This window comes from Streptomyces hokutonensis (assembly GCF_000376565.1).
In the GTDB taxonomy this organism is placed as follows: domain Bacteria; phylum Actinomycetota; class Actinomycetes; order Streptomycetales; family Streptomycetaceae; genus Streptomyces; species Streptomyces hokutonensis.
Window position 1 is genome coordinate 1 of record NZ_BARG01000103.1, and the last position, 17686, is coordinate 17686.

The 17686-nt window shown below is 72.4% G+C and carries 12 protein-coding genes; 4 read left to right on the forward strand and 8 right to left on the reverse strand.

Annotated features, from left to right (window positions below; translation table 11 throughout):
* The first annotated feature begins 313 nt into the window (after positions 1-313).
* On the forward strand, positions 314-547 hold the full coding sequence (locus SSP08S_RS49670) for a hypothetical protein (RefSeq protein ID WP_158697335.1): 234 nt from the start codon (positions 314-316) through the stop codon (positions 545-547).
* 2549 nt (positions 548-3096) lie between these two features.
* Here the strand turns inward: SSP08S_RS49670 and SSP08S_RS62765 are convergent.
* The 4 genes from SSP08S_RS62765 to SSP08S_RS49690 form a co-directional block, all read right to left on the reverse strand.
* Positions 3097-3255, reverse strand: coding sequence for a DUF6760 family protein (locus SSP08S_RS62765; RefSeq protein WP_019075130.1), 159 nt, complete (start codon positions 3253-3255; stop codon positions 3097-3099).
* The gene (locus SSP08S_RS49680; protein WP_026179501.1) at positions 3252-3728 is read right to left on the reverse strand and encodes a hypothetical protein; all 477 of its coding nucleotides are present in this window, start codon (positions 3726-3728) and stop codon (positions 3252-3254) included. Before SSP08S_RS49680 ends, SSP08S_RS62765 begins: the two co-directional genes overlap by 4 nt.
* Entirely contained in the window at positions 3728-4171 is a 444-nt protein-coding gene (locus SSP08S_RS49685; protein ID WP_019063375.1) for a phage tail protein, read from the reverse strand. The genes SSP08S_RS49680 and SSP08S_RS49685 overlap by 1 nt, the downstream gene beginning before the upstream one ends.
* 67 nt (positions 4172-4238) lie before the next feature.
* Positions 4239-5822, reverse strand: a complete 1584-nt coding sequence (locus tag SSP08S_RS49690; protein WP_019075132.1) for a phage tail sheath family protein — start codon at positions 5820-5822, stop codon at positions 4239-4241.
* A gap of 282 nt (positions 5823-6104) precedes the next feature.
* On the opposite strand from SSP08S_RS49690, the gene SSP08S_RS49695 reads away from it, so the two are divergent.
* Positions 6105-7523 carry a hypothetical protein gene (locus SSP08S_RS49695; protein ID WP_019075133.1) on the forward strand — a complete coding sequence of 473 codons (1419 nt, stop codon included), beginning with the start codon at positions 6105-6107 and terminating at the stop codon, positions 7521-7523.
* A gap of 16 nt (positions 7524-7539) precedes the next feature.
* On the opposite strand, the gene SSP08S_RS49700 is transcribed toward SSP08S_RS49695, so the two are convergent.
* From SSP08S_RS49700 to SSP08S_RS49710, 3 genes are all read right to left on the reverse strand, one after another.
* Complete coding sequence (locus SSP08S_RS49700) at positions 7540-9594, reverse strand: ATP-binding protein (RefSeq protein ID WP_019075134.1); 2055 nt, start codon at positions 9592-9594, stop codon at positions 7540-7542.
* On the reverse strand, positions 9591-10274 hold the full coding sequence (locus SSP08S_RS49705; protein WP_019075135.1) for a Pvc16 family protein: 684 nt from the start codon (positions 10272-10274) through the stop codon (positions 9591-9593). The genes SSP08S_RS49700 and SSP08S_RS49705 overlap by 4 nt, the downstream gene beginning before the upstream one ends.
* A gap of 177 nt (positions 10275-10451) precedes the next feature.
* Positions 10452-11120 (reverse strand): helix-turn-helix transcriptional regulator, encoded by a 669-nt coding sequence (locus SSP08S_RS49710; protein WP_019075136.1) that lies wholly within the window; start codon positions 11118-11120, stop codon positions 10452-10454.
* A gap of 164 nt (positions 11121-11284) precedes the next feature.
* Here SSP08S_RS49710 and SSP08S_RS49715 point away from each other — a divergent pair, with 164 nt between their 5' ends.
* Positions 11285-14095, forward strand: coding sequence for an AAA family ATPase (locus SSP08S_RS49715; protein ID WP_174479463.1), 2811 nt, complete (start codon positions 11285-11287; stop codon positions 14093-14095).
* An 8-nt stretch (positions 14096-14103) separates the two neighbouring features.
* On the opposite strand, the gene SSP08S_RS49720 is transcribed toward SSP08S_RS49715, so the two are convergent.
* Positions 14104-15363: an alpha/beta hydrolase gene (locus tag SSP08S_RS49720; protein ID WP_019075139.1), complete on the reverse strand. Its 1260-nt coding sequence runs from the start codon at positions 15361-15363 to the stop codon at positions 14104-14106.
* 240 nt (positions 15364-15603) lie between these two features.
* Between SSP08S_RS49720 and SSP08S_RS49725 the strand changes: the two genes are divergently transcribed.
* Positions 15604-17682, forward strand: a complete 2079-nt coding sequence (locus tag SSP08S_RS49725) for an ATP-binding protein (RefSeq protein WP_019075140.1) — start codon at positions 15604-15606, stop codon at positions 17680-17682.
* Positions 17683-17686 lie beyond the last annotated feature (4 nt).

Consider the following 17686-nt stretch of genomic DNA (forward strand, 5'->3'; position numbering starts at 1 on the left):
GGCGGGGGTGCGTGTCGCGCGTGCCTGTGAGGTGAGGCGGGGTGCGGTGAGAGCGCGCGCGATGGGGGAGGGCGCGTTGAGCGGGGGTGCGGTGAGCGCAGGTGCGGTGGGGGAAGTCGCGGGGGGAAGCGTGAGGCCGGGCGCGGTCGGGCCGAGCTGAGTCGGCTTCGTGGTACGAGGCTGGATCGTGGCTGAGCGCGGGGGTATGGCCGAGGGCGCGGGGTCGGCTGAGGACGCCGTCGCGGCTGGGGGTGGAGTCAGGGCCGAAGGTCGGGGTCCGGCCGGGGCGGGGGGTCCGGCCAGGGTTGGGCTCATGGCAGGGGGCGAAGTCACTGCCGAGGTCGGAGCCACAACCGGGGGCCGGGGCCCGACCTCGGACGGAGTCAGGGCCGAGGACGAGAACGGGTCCACGGTCGACGACGGACGCAGAACCGGCGACGCGCTCACCGCCGGGGCCGCGGTCGGCCGGGCCGCAGTGGCCGAGGGAGTGTGCGTGGGCGGAACGGGCGCGCTCGGGGCGACGCTTCGCTGGACCGTGAGTCCCTGAGCCGGTGTCGGCACGGGTGCCGAGCCGGCCGGAGCGCCGGTCACTCCATCTGCAGTGGTCGGACGCGCGCCGTCAGGAGGCGTGAAGGCCGACAGAGCCTGCGGAGCAGGCACAACAGGCGTACCGAGGCCCGCACTTCCCTGAGTCTCCGGCCCCAGACCCGGCGTCCGCGAGGCAGTCGGCGAAGGCCCGCTGCTCGGGCCAACGGCAGGCGAGTGCGTAGCGCCCGGACGCGTCACAGCCGACGGAACCTGCCCGGCAGGCACAACAGGCGTACCGAGGGCCGCACTTCCCTGAATCGCCGGATCCACCCCCGGTATCCGCGAGGCAGTCGGCGAAGGCCCGCTGCTCGGGCGAACAGCAGGCGAGTGCGTGACGCCCGGACGCGTCACAGCCGACGGAACCTGCCCGGCAGGCACAACAGGCGTGCCGAGGCCCGCACTTCGCTGAATCGCCGGATCCACCCGCGCTATCCGCGAGGCAGTCGGCGGAGGCCCGCTGCTCGGGCCAACGGCAGGCGAGTGCGTGACGCCCGGACGCGTCACAGCCGACGGAACCTGCCCGGCAGGCACAACAGGCGTACCGGAGACCGAAGTTCGCCGAGTCGCCGACCCCGGACCCGGTGTCGGCGCGGCAGTTGCGACAGCCGGGGCTCCGGTAGACCACGGCGCGGTGCTCGCGGGCACAACAGGCGTGCTGGGGACCGCGCTTCGCTGAATCGCCTGCTCCGAGGCCGGTGTCGGCAGGGCAGTCGAGCCGGCCGGGGCTCCCATCTGCCGGGGCGCGGCGCTCGGGGCGAGGCCGGGTTGGGGCGTCGGCCCCGGACCTGGTGTCGCCGGGGTTGCGGTGGGCCCGTGCTCGGTGGCTGGGTGCGTGCCGGGCGGGTGTGCGGTGGTTGGGAACGCGGTGGTGGCTGAAGGAGGGGTGGGCGAGGGGGCCCGCGGAGGGGATGCAGGCGTGCTCGGGGCCACGCTGCGTTGGATCGCCGGGCTCTGAAGCTGGCCCTGGGCCTGACCCGAGGTCGGTCTCGAACCTGATTCCGTACGGCGACCAGTGCCCGTTGGCGGGATCGGCGAGCCGGTGAGGGGCTTGGCGTCTGCGGGTGTCGTGGTGACGGGGGCGCCGAGAGGTGAGCGGCGGCGGGTGGGGGTGATCGCAGTCGGAGGCGGAGAGTTGGCGGCCCGCGAGGGCGTAGGCGGGGCGGGTGTTGCCGAACCTGACGTTGGAGCCGAAGCCGGAGCTGTGGCCGAATCGCCTTGTGGAGAACGGGCGTTGGTTGTCCCGGCCGGTGTGGAACGCGCGGCCGAGCGTGTGGTCAGCGGGGCGCCGAGGGGTACGCGGGGCGCGGGGCCCCGTTGGATCCGGGGCGCGGGCTGAGTCGTAGGGCCAGGGGTTGGGATGTTGCCCGATTCCGCAGGAGCCGCTGCCGGGACGTGGGGGCGAGGCTCGGCGGTGCCGCCGTCGCGCACGGCGGAAGCGGTCGCCGCGCGTTGCACGGGCGTCGACGCACGAGAGGTGTCCGGTGGCGTCGGGGCCTCAACCCCCGTATCCGGCGCGGTGATCGCCCGCTGCGCACTGTTCGGCCCGTGCCCACTTCCGGAATCGGGAGCCGCGCCGCGACCCGTGCTGGGGCCGACAGGCTCGTCACCACCGCCTGCCGGACGCGCCTGCGGAGTCGAGGAGCGGGGCGAAGAACCTTGCGGCGCAACCGAGTTGGCAGCCGGTCGGCGTTGGACGATGGGCTTCGCGGCAGCGGGGCCCACGACCGTCGGCCCGCCCCGATCACCCGAACCACCCGAACCACCCGAAGTCTCCGGAGCCGCGAACGGCACCGGCGACGCGTCGCCCGCGACTACTCCCCCGCCCTTGCCCTCACCCGAACCGTGCCCCGAACCACCCCCGGCGGCAGCCGAGTTCCGTCGGGCAACGAGCCGCCGCTCCACCGCAGCCGCACCTGCCCCGGCCCGCGTCAACGACCCCGACCGAGGAAGCTCCGACGACACCGGAGTCACCCGTACACCCGAAGCCGGACGCACCGCGTCGGCCACGGAATCCGCCCTACCCGGCCGCACTGCCTCCGCCCGCACGCCGGAGGAACCACCCCGCGCGAGAGGCCTGGACACCCCTCGCCCCACAAGGTCACTCCCACTCGTACCGGCCCGCAACGGAGCCGCCGTCACCGGCGCGGCACGACCGGCCACCGGCAACTCCCCCGCAGGCCGCGCCAGGCTCGGCACCGCCCGCGCCGGCGCCGCCGTAGCCGCGGACCCCGCGATCCCGGCACTGCGCTCCGCGTCCAGCACCGCGCGGAACCCCGTGCCTGTGAAGGTCGGGTTCTGCCAGGTGGGCAGGCGCGCGCCGAAACCCGCGTCGGCCACCCCGGTACCTCCTGCGGCGGAGGCCCGCCGAATCGGCGCCAGCCCCGGCCAGGCGGCCACCCTTGCAGCAGGTCCCGTAGTACCCGTAGGACCATCGGGGTCGGGGCCCGCACCACCAACCCCAGGCCCGTCGGCCCGCTGTCCCCGCAACCGGTCCAAGAACCCCACCGCTCAGCCCTCCGTCCCGGCTCGCGTCACCAGGGACGCGATCTCGCCGGTGTAGCGGCGGCGGTCGTGGTGTTCGAGGTCCAGGATGTCCTCCAGGCTCCAGTGGAAGTGGTAGGCGACGTACGCGATCTCCTCGTGCAGCCGGTCGGTCGCGTACGTCACGATTCCCCCAGGCGGCTCCCGCCGAGCTCCACCTCGAAGGGTTCCGCGCAGTGCGGGCACTGAACTGCCGCGCGGGTGTGGCCCTCCGCGTTGATCTGGCGGTAGAAGTCCTGGAGGAACGCGAGGTCGGAGGCGAACATGTTCTCCACGATCCCGTCGTGGACCATGGGGACCGATCCCAGCCGGGTGATCACCCGGCCGAGCAGCACCACGGACAGGTACGCCGGGTTCTCCTGCACCCGGACATCCCGGAGTGGCACCAACTCGTCGCGCGCGGTGGCCAGTCGCATCACACCGTCCTGGTGGACCGTTCCAGACTCGTCGACGTACCCGCGCGGCAGTTGGAAGGGGAACTCGGTCCGCAGCGTCTGCCGTACGGCCGGAGCGGCAGCCGGAGCCGGGGCCTGCACCGGGCCCGCTCCCACCTCGGCCAAAGACTCCGCAGCCGGCGCCCCCGCCCCCGAACGCCGCATTATTCGATGACCAGTTCTTCGAACACGATGGTCACGGACTCGGTGAGCGCGGCGGCCTCGCCCGCCTTCACCGTGCTCGCGTCGATCTTGCTGCACCAGGCGTTGCGCAGGTGGTAGCGCTTCACGGGGTTGTTCTGGAAGTCCATCATGATGATCGACGCGTTCTTGCGGGCGGTGGTCATCTGGCCGGAGATCGACTCGTTGATCCACTGGGTGAACGAGGCGGACTGGGTCATGCCGCGGATGACGGTGCAGGTGCCGTTCTTCTTCACACCCGGCAGGTTCTTGACCACGTTCTGGCCGTTGGGGGTGTTCTGCTGGTAGGTGATGACGTCCTGCTCGATGCTGAGGCCGCTGACCTCGGCGAGGTACTCGACCATGACGCCGTCGATCTGCAGGCCGAAATTGTGTGAGGTGAGGGCGTCACCCGGCTGGAGACTCATGAATTCGCTGTCCTTCTAAGGGTGTTGAGAACTGCCTGGAGCGGCGGTGCACACGCGCCGGGTCCGCCTACTCCTCCAACTCCCCGCTGCCGCTGGAGAACTGGGCCAGTCGGAAGATCACGAACTCGGCCGGCTTGACCGGCGCGATGCCGATCTCACAGACGACCCGGCCGACGTCGACGGACTCCGGCGGGTTGGTCTCCTCGTCGCACTTGACGTAGTACGCCTCTTCGGGCCGCTGCCCGAACAGGGCGCCACTGCGCCACTCGTTGACCAGGAACGCCGAGATGTTGCGCCGGATGCGCGCCCACAGGGCGTGGTCGTTCGGCTCGAACACCACCCACTGGGTGCCGATCAGGATCGACTCCTCCAGGTAGTTGAAGTACCGGCGGATGTTGAGATAGCGCCAGGCCGGGTCGGAGGACATGGTGCGGGCGCCCCAGACGCGGATGCCGCGGCCCGGGAAGGCACGGATGCAGTTGACGCCGATGGGGTTGAGCAAGTCCTGCTCGCCGCGGGTGATCTGCGTCTCCAGGTCGACCGCACCGCGTACGACCTCGTTGGCGGGCGCCTTGTGCACACCGCGCTCGGAGTCGTTGCGGGCCCAGATGCCGGCGATGTGGCCGCTCGGCGGGATCAGCCGGGACTGTCCGCTGGACGGGTCGAAGGTCTTGATCCAGGGGTAGTACAGGGCCGCGTACTTGGAGTCGTAGCCCGCGGTCTCCTGGCGCCAGACACGGATCTGACGAGCGTTCAGGCTCGGCGGTGGGTCGATGACGGCGACGCGGTCGCCCATCAGCTCGCAGTGGGCGATCAGGCCCAACTGGACCGCCTTGACGGCCTCCAGGTCGATCGCGCCGCGCTGGTAGGCGGCCATCAGGTCGGGCACCGCGACCATGGAGATCTCGTCCACGGCCTCCAGTCCGCCGAAGCCGGTGCGGTCGGCGGAGTCGCCGAGGTAGGTGGCCGGGCCGGGATGTGACGGGGCGTCACCCACCGTGCCGGGTACGGCCGGTGCGGCGGCGGGCGCCCTGAGCGCGACCGTCTGGTTGTCCGGGCGGGCCAGCTGCGCGGCGGGCGCTGCCTCGGTCACGGTGATGAGCTTGGAGCGCTCCTTGACCTGGGTGACGACGTAGTTGCGGCCGCCCTTCTTGGCGGTCACGTCGAAGCTCTCGACGTCCCGGCCTGCGTCCTTGACGATCAACCGGAACCGTTCGGCGGGTCCCTCGCCCTCGGCGTCGGCCACCTCGACGGTCAGGTCGCCGGGCGCCACGGCCGTCACGGCGAAAGTGCCGAGCTGGGCCGGCTCGCCCGCCGTGAGCGCGGCCGGGGCCGCCGAACCGGCAACGGCGGACGGGGACTTGGCCTCCGCCGAGGAGCCCTCGGTGGTGCCGCCGACGCGCACGACGTAGGCGGCCGAACCGCCGTTGTTGAAGAAGCCGTAGACGGAGTGCGCGAGGTAGTACCCGTCGGTGAACTCACCGAAGGCAGCGACGTACTGCGTCCAGTTGGTCACCAGGGTCGGCTCGTTCAGCGGACCGGTCGGGGCCAGACCCACGAAGGCCGCCACCGAGGTGCCCACTCCCTCGATGGGGCGCGAGCCGCTGGCCACCTCCTCGACGTAGACGCCGGGCGACAGGTAGGACGGCATGCTCTGCTCTCCTCGGGGTACGAGATAAGACGCTCTTAAGCCTCACGCGCGTGCCCCGGCCGCCGAAACGTCCTCGGGTGCCTGTCTCGGGGCAACTTCCCTGCCCTCAGGGGCAGTCCGGGTGACGGCCACGACCTGCCCGGCGGTGCCCTTCCGGGCCCGTGGCGACGGATCCCCTCAGCGCTGGGGCGGCAACCGCGTTTGCGAAGGCGCCTCTTTGGGCAACCCTCCTTGCCCCGGCGGCTCCTGACGTCCTTTCACCATCCGTCGTAGCGTCACCACATGAGTCTGTGGACCTCCCTGGAGCCCGCGTCCGCGACCGTCGATCCCGGTGGCAGTACCCGAGTGCGGCTGCGGCTGCGCAACACCGGCGACGTCGTGGACGAGTACCGCTTCGAGCCGGTCGGGGGCATCGCGCCCTGGACCACCGTGGAGCCGCAGACGCTGCGGCTCTACCCGGGTACGACGGGCACGGTCGACCTGACGTTCGCGCCGCCGCGCACCCCGGACGCGACGGCCGGCCCGAACCCCTACGCCGTGCGGATCACGCCGACCGAGCACCCGGAGGCGGTCACCGTCCCCGAGGGCAATCTGACGATCACCCCGTTCACGGAGGTGCGGGCGGAGCTGGTGCCGCCGACGGTCAAGGGCCGGTTCCGGGGCCGCCCCCGGCTGGCCGTGGACAACCTCGGCAACACCAAGCTGACGGCGTCGATCAGCGGCAGCGACAACGGCGACCAGCTGTCGTACGACATCCATCCGGGCAATGTGCAGATCGAGCCGGGCCGGGCGGCGTTCGTCAAGGCGTCCCTGAAGCCCCGGAAGATCATCTGGTTCGGGCCGAAGGAGCAGCGGCCGTACACGCTGAACGTGCTGCGGTCCGGCGCCAACCCCCTTCCCGTGGAGGGGATTTACCTCCAGCGCGGGTTCCTGCCGCGCTGGCTGGCGACCTTCCTCGGGGCCGTCCTCGCGCTCTCGCTCACCTTCCTGATGCTGTGGATCGCGTACAAGCCGCAGGTGCGGACGACCGCCACCGAGCAGCTCAAGGACGCGGGCGTCAGCACGCTCGCGCCCGCTCCCTCGCCGACCGCGAGTGTGCCGGCGCCGCCCTCCGCGACGGCCGCGGCTCCCCCGCCGGTCGCCGTGACCTCGACCGCCGCGGCGGCGGGCGGGGGCGGCGGCGGATCCACGGCGTCCGCGAAGCCCAAGCCCAAACCGGCGACGGCGGCGACCGCGGTGAAGAAGCTGGCCGCGAAGGACTCGGGCCGGCACATCTGCTACCGCGCCTTCATCGCGGGCGACGGCTGGACGGACGCGGTCTGCGACGGGGCCGCGACCGGCACGGTCGACGACGCCAAGCAGATCACGGCCCTGAACATCGCGGTGTCCGGCTCCCTCGGCTCGGGCGCCAACGCCTTCATCCACAACCCCGCCTCGACCGACGGCAACGGCATGTGGGAGCCGCAGTGGACGGCGATCATCGACGACAACAAGGACAACTACATCGGCAGTTCGAAGGACGGCGCCCCGTACATGACGGGCTTCGCCCTCAACATCGGCAGCGGCCAGGTCTGCGAGACGGCCCGCAACACCGGCTGGGACTGGGGCGGTCAGGGGTGTGCGGACGCCCGCCCCAAGTACCTCTTCGGCGGCACGCTCGACAACTCCCGCTGGCTGGTGGCCGTCAAGTTCACTGTGTAGCCGGGCCGTTGGGCGGCTACCAGGTGCCCTCACCGGGCACCAGCCGCCCGGCCTTGCGGTATTCGCGGCGGGCCCCCTCCAGGAGGTCCGCCGCACCGACCGTGTCACCGCGGCCTGCGGCGAGATAGGCGGCGGTGACGACCGCGCTGCGGATGGAGCCGCCCGCGAGCTCGAACTCCATTGCCAGTGGGGCGAGTTCGAGGTCCGGAGCGCTCGGCACATGGGTCAGGCCGTGCCGCCACAGGGCGAGCCGCTGCGCCGGGTCGGGGAACGGGAAGTCGACGACCAGGTCGAGCCGCCGGGTGAACGCCTCGTCGATGTTGGCGCGCAGGTTGGTGGTGAGCAGCGCGATCCCGTCGAAGGACTCCAGGCGTTGGAGCAGATAGGCGCTCTCCATGTTGGCGTAGCGGTCGTGCGAGTCCTTCACTTCGGAGCGCTTGCCGAAGACCGCGTCGGCCTCGTCGAAGAGGAGCACTGCGTCGGTGCGGTCGGCCTCCGTGAAGATCCGTTCGAGGTTCTTCTCGGTCTCGCCGATGTACTTGTCGACGACCGACGACAGCTGAACCACATAGAGATCCAGGCCGAGTTCGGCCGCGACGACCTCCGCCGACAGCGTCTTGCCGGTACCGGACTCACCAGCGAACAGCCCGAGCACGCCCCGCCCCCGACCGCCGCCCGCGCTGAGCCGCCAGTCGCCGAGGACCCGGTCGCGGTGGCGGGCGCGCAGGGCGAGTTCGTGGAGTTGGGTGAGTGACCTGTCGGGCAGGACCAAGTCCCGCCAGTCGACCGCGGGTTGGATGCGGCGGGCGTGCTGTTCGAGCCCCGACGCCGACTGCTGGCGCGCGGCGAGCCGCAGATGCGCGGCCGTCAGCGGGGTCCCGTCGAACCCGGCGAGCCCCCGGGCCGCACGGGCCGCGCGCGCGATGCGATCGGCACCGAGGTGGTACGGCGCGACGGTGGCCCGTACGTCGAAGCCGTGGTCCTCACCGACCGCCTCCGTCCAGGCACGTACCGCCGCCGCGCGCTGCTGGGGCGCCTCCAGGATCAGCGGGTCGCTCTCGCACCACAGCGGGTCGTAGGGGCGGACCCCGGCGAACACCACGGAGACGTCGGTGGCTGCCATCAACGCCCGTACTAGTGCTCCGGGTTGATCCGGCAGCCCGTTCACCACGACCGTACGACCGCCCAGCCGCGCCTCGCGCAGCAGCTCCGGCACCCGCTCGACCGGACCGGAGAAACGGACTGCGGGCACCCGCGCCGCGTCCAGCGCGGCCGCCACGCACACCAGCCCGTCTCCCTCGTGACGCTCCCTCAGATACACGGCGAGTGGCGGCTCACCGGCGAGCAGCACGGCCAGCCGGTCCACGAAGTGGGTGAACTCGTCGTCCCCGCCCGGGTCTTGACCGTCGTACGGCACTCTCGGCGTCGTCAGTGGATGGAGGTGCCCGGCGAGTGCCGCGTCCGGGGTGTCGTCGCCGAGCAGGTGGGCCAGGATCCGGTCCGGTACCCGCAACGAGCGGCTGAGGAAGGGGCGTTCGGGTTCCTCCACGGTGAGGAGGCCGAGGGCCGAGAGCGGGGCCGTGGGATGGAAGCGGGCCCGTCCCTCCGCGTCGTGGGCGGGGATGCCGCACAGGTCGAGGGTGAGTCCCACGGTGGCCCTGCGGCGGCCGACGTCGTCGTTGAGGTAGCCGTAGAGGGGCTCGAAGGAACGGTCCAAGTCGGGGGCGAGGGCGATGAGGAGGAGAGCGGTGTCGAGGTCGGTGAGACGGAGGGCGGCGAGGCGGTCGGGCGCCGAATCCCGTACGGGCGGCGCCGGTTCGGATGATCGCAGGAGCAGGTACTCCACCGCCTCCCCGGAGAGGTAGAGGCCGCGCAGCGGGTCGCCGGCCGTGGGGTCGGTCGCGGAACGCTCCGCGACCAGCAGGGCGACACGCTCGCGGAGACGGCCGAGCCGGGCGAGGAAGGCGTCGGCCTCCGGCTCAGTGGTGAGGGCGACACCGTCGACGCCGGTCGCGCCCTCTTCCCCGGCACCAACGTCCCCGAAGCCCACCCCGATTTCCTCGACCGTCACGTCCCCGTCCCCGACGTCCTCCTGCGCCGCGCCACCTCGCGGGCCTCCCGTGCCGCCGCGACCTGGCGCGGGCGGTGGGCCCGCTCCTCCGGTCCCGGCGACGTGCCGTCGAGGCCGTGGACGCGGACCGCGGCGCCCTCGGTGACCGGTGGGCCCGCGTCGTACTCGGGGTAGGCCGGGAAGGGTGCGGTGACGACGAGGTCGAGGGAGGGCTTGAGTTCGCCGCCGAGGGCGGACCAGATCTCCGCGAGGGACCGTGACTCGGTCTGGATGCCGGCCACCGAGATCGGCACCGACAGACCCAACTCGCCTAGGGATCCGGGGAGTTCGGTGGGGGCGAGCAGCTCGCGCGGGATCAGGGTGGCCAACACGGCGGACAGCAGCCGGTGTTCGTCCTGCGGCCGTTTCGTCCACGCCGTCACCAGGTACGACAGCCGGAACCAGCGCGGCGGCTGGCGGCGTTTGACGACCACGTCCCGCTCGTCGCGCACGGTGACATGCCCGCGCTGGCGCCGGTGCACGTCCTCCCGGATGTCGTACAAGTAGGTGTTGATCGTGGGGGTGTTGCGGCGGGCCGCCCAGTCGCGGGTCGGTGCGTCGAAGGAGACCTCGATGCCCGAACCGGCCAGTGCGCCGCCGCCGATCAGGTCCTTGAGGACCTCGTCCACCTCGTGGATCACCGCCGTGCTCCCGCCCTGCCGTGCTGTCGTGCTCCGCCGTACGCGTCGGCGCCCGTTACGCCCCTGTCGGCCGTACTCCGATCGTGCCGTTCCAACCGGCCGTGCCCGCAAGCACGTTGGGGACGTAGGGAGGGCACGGCAGGTTGCCCGCGTGTCCGGCTTCGAGTGCCCGTTCGGTCAGATGTAGCCTTCCCGGAGGGCATGGGCCACGGCGTGTGCCCGATTGCGCAGATGGAGGCGGGTGGTGAGCCCGTGCATCACGTTCTTGACGGTGCGTTCGGAATAGGAGAGCTTGCTGGCGATCTCTCCGGTGTCGAGTCCCTCGGCGACCAGCCGCAGGACGTCCACCTCACGCGGCACGAGCCCCGCCGTCTGGACTCCGGAGCGGCCCGCCGCGCTGCGGTGCAGCGTCCCGACCTGTTCGACGAGTCGGCCGATCAGATCGGCCGGCAGGTCGCCGTCGCCGCGGGCCGCCGCGATCACGGCCTGCACCAGACGCTGCGCGGTCGCCTCCTGGCGCCACACGATGGCGCCGACCCCGCACTCGATCACATCGAGCAACTCCGCCTCGCGCAGGGCCCCTACGACGAGTACGGCCCGCCCGCCCTCGCTGCGCACGAGTCTGCGCAGTCGGGTGAGCGCGGCCTCGTCGAGTGCCTCGGCGATGAACAGGGCCACCCTGCCGGGTCCGGTGTCGCTCTCCTCGCGGAGGTCGATCTCCGGGTATCTGCGCAGCTGGCTGAGTGCTCCCTCGCGCGAGATCGGGTCCGGGGCGTGGACCGCCACGGGTATCCGGTCGCCGGAGTCGGCCGTACCGGGATGTGCGGTCCGCGATGAGCTGAGCAACGTTCTCCCTCGATCCACATACGTGCCACCCCAGTTGCGCTGGTGGCGGCCGTGTACTCCTCACCCTCGTGGGGCGGGTGGGACGCGCGCAATCGTGGAGCACCACGAGCAGCACCACGAGATCGGACGAACGACGGACCACGACGGAGACGAGGAGGACCGCGATGACGGGGACCGCACCTGACGCCGGAGAGTCCGTGATGCCCTGCGAACACCGGGACGCGGCAAGGCTGTTGGCGGTGGAGGCCGCGCACGCCCGCGCCGGTTCGGGGCGCCTCGTGCTGCTGCGCGGGGCCACCGGGACGGGCCGTACCACCGTGCTGGAGGCCGCCGCCGAGGACGCGGCGGCGCACGGCATGCGGGTGCTGCGGGCCCGTTGTTCGCCCCGCGACCAGGCGGTCCCGTACGCCACCGTCCAGCAACTCCTCGGCCCGGTGCCGGAGTTCGCGGATCTCGCGGTCGACGGGGACGAGCGGGCGAGTGCCGCCCGGCTGGGGCGGGTGCTGCGCTCGTACGCCGACCGGGCACCGCTGCTGATCGCCGTGGACGACGTCCATCTGGCCGATGCCGCCTCGCACCGGTGGCTGGTCGAGTCCGCCCGGCACGTGGACCGATTACGGATCCTGCTGGTCGTCACCGAGCGCAGCCAGTACGACATCGAGCCGGCCGAGCCGGGCCTGACCCACACCCTCTCGCCCGCGCTGGTCCGCACCCTCACGCTGGCCCCGCTGACCGCCAAGTCGGCTGCCGGGCTGGTCCGTTCGGTGCGCGCCGATGCGCCCGGGCCCTGGGTGGACGACTGTGTCCGGGCCGGCGCCGGCAACCCGCTGTTGCTGCGCGCCCTGCTCGACGACCTCGGCGCCGGCCGGCATCCGACGGTGCCGGAGACGTCCGCCGCACTGTATCCGGGGGCGTATCCGGCGGCCGTGTCCTGGTGGCTGGAGTGCGCGGGCCCGGCCACCGGCGAGGTCGCGCGGATCCTGGCCGCGCTGGACGAGGGCTGGGCCGGGGACGCCCCCACAGCACTGCCCGCCGATCGCACCGCCCCCGCTCCCGTCGGCGAACTGGCGTCCCTGATCGCCGAGTTGGCGGGTGCCGACCCCGCGCGGGTGGCCGGCTGGCTCACCGCGATGACCGGGCTCGGGGTGTTGCGCCCGGACCCCGACGGGCGCCCGCGCTACGCGCATCCACTGCTGCGCGACGCCGTGCTGACCGGCGTGCCCGCGGCCAGGCGGCGGGCCGCGCACGCGGCGGCGGCCGCGACGATGCAGCGCCACGGCGGCTCCCCCGACACGGTCGCCCGGCAGCTGCTGCTCGCCGACCCGGTGGGCGCGCCCTGGACGTCGGCCGTGCTCCAGGAGGCGGCCTCGCTCGCGCTGCGGGACGGGCGCGCGGACGACGCCGTCGCGTTCCTGCGCCGGGTCCTGGAGGAACCCCTGCCGGACGGCCGCAGACAGCGGCTGCTGACCGAGCTGGGCTCCCTGGAGTACACGCGGACCTCCTCGGCCGGCATCCCCCGGCTCAGCGAGGCGCTACGGCTGTCCGGGGCACCGCAGGACACGATGCGCGCGGCCGTCGCCCTCGGCACGGCACTGGCCGGCCGGGGCAGGACCGTGGCCGCCGTGGACGTACTGCGCACGGCGGAGGACGAGTTGACGGACCGTCCGCAACTGGTCCGCACCCTCCAGACCGCGTCGGTGCTGCTGGCCGAGCAGGACCAGTCGGTGCGGCAGGACGTGTACCGGTGGCTCCGCGATGCCGCCGAGGACTCGCCGGAGCTGGTCGGCACGGCCGGTCAGGCGCTGGTCGTGCGCCATGCGGCCACGGCCGGGCTGATCTCGGCGGCGGAGGCGATGCGGCGGCTGCGCGGTCTGCTGGCCCAGCCCGCCGACCCGCTGACCGAGCCGTTCCTGCTCGGCACGGCCGCCGCCGTGGCCCAGTGGGCCGACGAACTCCCGGAGGCGGAACGGCTGGTGGAGCGCGGGCTGGTCGGGCAGCGTCCCGACCTGCTGCATCCGATGCACGACGCGCTGACCAACGTACGGGCCGACATCCTGTGCGCCCGGGGCGAGCACGGGCGGCTGCTGACGGAGGCGTGGGCGCGGGACTGGGCGCGGAGCACGCCGTCGAACGGGCACGCCACCATCCTGCTGGCGCTGCTGGCGACCGGGCAGGAGGCGCGGGCGCTGCGGCTCGCGGACGGTTTCGACCTGCGGTCGGCGCCCGATTCCTGGGAGTTGAACCGCTTCCTCTACGCGCGGGGAGTGTTGCGGGCGGCCTGCGGTGATCCGGCGGGCGCGCTGCACGACTTCCTGGAGTGCGGGCGCAGGCAGTCGGCCCGTGAGGTGGTCAGCCCGGTCGTCACGCCGTGGCGTTCGGCCGCCGCCGAGTGCCGGCTGGCCCTCGGCCGTCCCCGGGAGGCGATCGCTTTGGCGGAGGAGGAGCTGCGGCTGGCCCGGGTGTGGAACACGCCCCGTACGGTGGGCCGTTCGCTGCGGGTGCTGGCCGCTGCGACCGGCGGACGGCGCGGTCTGGAGCTCGCGCAGGAGGCCGTGGCGCTGTTGCGGGAGGCGCCGGAGGGGACGGAGACCGAGCTGGTGCCGGCGCTGATCGCGCAGGGCCGGGCGCTGACCGCGGCCGGTGACCGGCGGCGGGCCCGCGGGTGTCTGCGGGAGGCCGCCGAGCGCGCCGAGCGGCTGGGCGCGACCCGGCTACGGGCCCTGGCGGAGGGGGCGTTGGGCGAGAGCGGGGCCCGGCGGACGGCCCCGGCCCGCACCGGTTCGGGGTCGCTCACCACCAGTGAGCGCCGGATCGCCGAACTGGCCGCCGACGGCCGTACGAACACCGAGATCGCCGATCTGCTGCATCTGGCCCGGCGGACGGTGGAGACCCATCTCACCAGTTCCTACCGGAAGTTGGGCATCCAGCGCCGGGGCCAGCTGCCCCGGACGCTGGGGCGGGGCCAACGCCCCTGAGGCGGACGCTACTTGTGGGTGCGGGCGGTCGGGGTGGGCTCGGTGCCCTCCGCGCGTACGGTGCTGTGGGCCTTCTTCTTGGGGAGGTGCCGGGGCACGACGTCCTGGGGGAAGGTGAGTTGCTGGTTCATCCACTTCAGGGCGGCGGGCATCTCCCGTACCCAGGTGGGGAAGTTGTGGCTGCCCGACTCGGGGAGGATGGACACGACGCGCATGGGCGCCTTGACGGCCTTGATGAAGGCGAGGGTCTGCGGGTAGCCGCGCTCGCCGTGCTTGCTCTCGGCGACCAGGACGGAGACCTGGGGTGCGGGCAGGTGCTTCAGCCGCCACATCAGGTCGTGTCCGTTGACCCGGTTGACGCGGCCCAGGCCGCTGCCGAAGAGGTTGCCGGTGGTGGGGTCGTCCTTGACCCGGTAGTCCGGCGAGAGCGCGGCGGCCGTGGTGTAGACGTGCGGGTTGCGCATCGTCAGCTGCAAAGCGCAACTGCCGCCGGAGGAGTAGCCCATGACGCCCCAGGCGCTGGCGTCGTGGCCGACCCGGTAGACGGACTTGAGGGCCTGCGGGAGGTCCTTGGCGAGGAAGGTCTCGGTCTGCGGCCCGCCGGGGACGTTCACGCACTCGGTGTCGCGCGGCGGGGCGATGGTGGGCCGGATCATCACCATGATGGTCGGCTGCATCTGACCGTTCTTCTGCAGCTCACCGGCGGTCTGCGAGACGCGCAGGTACTGGGCGAGGTTGAAGATGCTGCCGGGGTAGCCGCTGAGCGCGACGACGACCGGGAAACGCTGCCTGGCGTACGCCTTCTGGAAGTACTGCGGGGGCAGATAGACGAAGGCCGGGTCGACGACGCCGGTGCGGCGGCCGATGACCTTCACGGACTCCACCTTGCCGTTGACCGCGGGATTGCCGGTGGGCAGTCCGCTGACCCGGTTCAGCTGCTCGTCGGAGGCGGGCTGCACCAGCGCGCCCTTCACGGAGACGCCGGTCGCGCCGCCGTTGTGGTCGGCCGCCTGGGTCACGCCGACGGGCGCGGTGTCGGTGTTGCCGAAGAGCTCGTCCCACGATCCGAAGAACTGGTACGAGGAGTTCAGCCAGCACGCGAACGCGGCGATGATCGTGACCTGTGTCACTCCGATGGCTGTCAGCCGCCCGAGCACCTGCCGCACTCCGGGCTTGGCGAGGCGCGGCCACAGCCAGACAAGCAGCGCCACGCAGACGACGGCGACGGCCGCCATCACATAAACGGTAGTCTCGCTGGTCAAACCCATGCCACTCAGTCCCCGGTTCCTTGCCTGTGCTCGTTCCTTCACACAGAAGGAGGGCTACGGACCCCTTCGCGTTCCTCAACGAGTGCGAATAGGACAAAGAAGCGGGTCTCTTACCGTTTCCACGGACGACCCACCCGCCCCGGTAAGACCTACGTAAGGTCCGGCCGTGTCCCGTCGTCCGGTCCGACCCGGTAGGTTTCGCAGCGGCCCGAAGAGGTCGGCTCCGGGGAAAGGAACGCCATGGCGAAGGAGGACTCCGCCGTGCTGGCCGACAGACTGGCGTCCGCCCGGTTGCAGTACTTCGTCGGCAGGCAGCACGAACTGGCCCTGTTCCGCCGCGCGGCGGCCGGTGAACCGGGCGCCCCGACGGTCGTCGTGCTGCACGGACCGGGCGGCATCGGCAAGAGCGCCCTGCTCCAGCGGTTCGCCGCGGAGGCGCGCGCCATGGGCCGGCCGGTCGTGAGCGTCGACGCCCGTACGATCGACCGCTCCCCGTCGGCCTTCGAGGCGGCGACCGCCGAGGTCTTCGTCCAGGACAACGCTGTCCTGCTCGTCGACGACTTCGAGCGCTACCGGGACATGGAGGAGTGGATACGCGACCGCTTCCTGCCCCGGTTACCGGCGGGCGCCCTGGTCGTCGTCGCCGGACGGCTCGCCCCCGACCCGCTCTGGAAGGCGGACCTCGGGTGGAGCGAGCTGCTCCAGGTCGTGCCGCTGCGGGAGTTGGGGCCGGCGGACTCGGCGGCCCTGCTCACCTCGCAGGATGTCGACCCCTCCTCGCAGGCGGCTCTGCTCCGGTTCGCGGCGGGCCATCCCCTCGCCCTGCGACTGGCCGCGGAGGCGGCGACGCACGACAACACGTCGACGGACGAGGTCTTCTGGGCGCCGCTGCGCACGGTCGTCGACCGGCTGCTGACGCATCTGGTCGGCAAGCCGCCGTCGTCCGCGCACCGGCGGGCGCTGGAGGTGTGCGGCCATGTCGCGGACACCACCGAGGAGTTGCTGCGGGTGGCGCTCCCCGACGAGGACGCCACCGAACTCTTCTCCTGGCTGCGGCAGTTGTCCTTCATGAAGTCGGGGCCCTTCGGGGTGCGCCCGTACGACGTCGTCCGGGACGCCCTCGACAGCGACTTCCGCTGGCGCGATCCGTCGCGCTACAGGGCCATGCACCGCACGGTGCGCCGGCACCTGATCGAGCGCGTCCGCGAGGCGCCGGAGAAGGAAGCCCTGCGCGCCGCCCGCGAGTTCAACCACATCGTCTCCAGGGCGCAGTGGCTGCGCGCGTTCCAGGGCGACCGCGCCGAAGGGGCCGTCCACGAGCAGCCGATGCGGCCGGAGGACGCCCCGGCGCTGATCGAGCTGACCCGCAGGATCGAGGGCGAGCACAACGCCCGTGTCGTCGCCCACTGGTTGACGCGTCAGCCCGAGGCGTTCCACGTCCACCGCCGCTGCGAGTCGGGCCAACTGCTGGGATTCATGGCCTGGTTGAGGATCGACGAGCTGGACGACGAGACCCGGGCGGCCGACCCCGTGACGGCCGAGGCGTGGGACTTGGTGTCCGCGATGACACCCCCGCGCCAGGGCGAACACCTCGGTGTGGCCCGGTTCATGGTGCACGAGGAGAACCACCACCGGCCCTCGCGGTCGTGGGACCTGGTGCGCATGCGGATCGTCTTCGAGCTGCTGCGCGCCAAGCACTGCGCCTGGTCCTGTTTCGTCAGTGCCGAACCGAAGTTCTGGGCGCCGCTGATGACCTACATGGGCATGTTCCAGCCGCCCCGCCAGGCCGTCCACGCCGACCGCGGGTACGGCCTGTTCTGCCACGACTGGCGGGCGGCGCGGGTGGAGGAGTGGGCCGAGGGAATCGACGCCCGGTTGCTCGGCGGGGCACCGGCCGTGGCGGCCGCAAAGCCCAACTCCCGTCTGACGTCGCTGAGTCGGGAGGAGTCGGACGCCGCGGTCCGCGAGGCGCTGCGCGGCTGGCTCGACCCGGGCGGGCTCGCCGACAACCCGCTGCTGCGCAGCCGGCTGGTGGAGGACCTCAGCGAGGGCGACCCGGTGACCGCCCTGCGCGACCTGATCCACAAGGCCGTACAGCGGCTGAACGCCCATCCCCGCACCCGGCATCTGTACGAGGTGCTGACGGCGACGTACCACTCCACATCGACGCAGGAGGCCGTGGCGCGGAAGCTGAACCTGGCGTTCAGCACGTATCGCAGACATCTGGCCCGCGCGCTGGACGAGGTGCGCGAGACGGTGTGGGACTGGGAGGTGCACGGCCGGATCAGGGCCGAACAGGAGCCGCCGCAAGGGAGTTGAGCGC

Coding starts and splice junctions, on each gene's coding strand:
- SSP08S_RS49670 (WP_158697335.1), top strand. CDS start 314: ATGGCAGGGGGCGAAGTCACTGCCGAGGTCGGAGCCACAACCGGGGGC.
- SSP08S_RS49680 (WP_026179501.1), bottom strand. CDS start 3,728: ATGCGGCGTTCGGGGGCGGGGGCGCCGGCTGCGGAGTCTTTGGCCGAG.
- SSP08S_RS49685 (WP_019063375.1), bottom strand. CDS start 4,171: ATGAGTCTCCAGCCGGGTGACGCCCTCACCTCACACAATTTCGGCCTG.
- SSP08S_RS49690 (WP_019075132.1), bottom strand. CDS start 5,822: ATGCCGTCCTACCTGTCGCCCGGCGTCTACGTCGAGGAGGTGGCCAGC.
- SSP08S_RS49695 (WP_019075133.1), top strand. CDS start 6,105: ATGAGTCTGTGGACCTCCCTGGAGCCCGCGTCCGCGACCGTCGATCCC.
- SSP08S_RS49715 (WP_174479463.1), top strand. CDS start 11,285: ATGACGGGGACCGCACCTGACGCCGGAGAGTCCGTGATGCCCTGCGAA.
- SSP08S_RS49720 (WP_019075139.1), bottom strand. CDS start 15,363: ATGGGTTTGACCAGCGAGACTACCGTTTATGTGATGGCGGCCGTCGCC.
- SSP08S_RS49725 (WP_019075140.1), top strand. CDS start 15,604: ATGGCGAAGGAGGACTCCGCCGTGCTGGCCGACAGACTGGCGTCCGCC.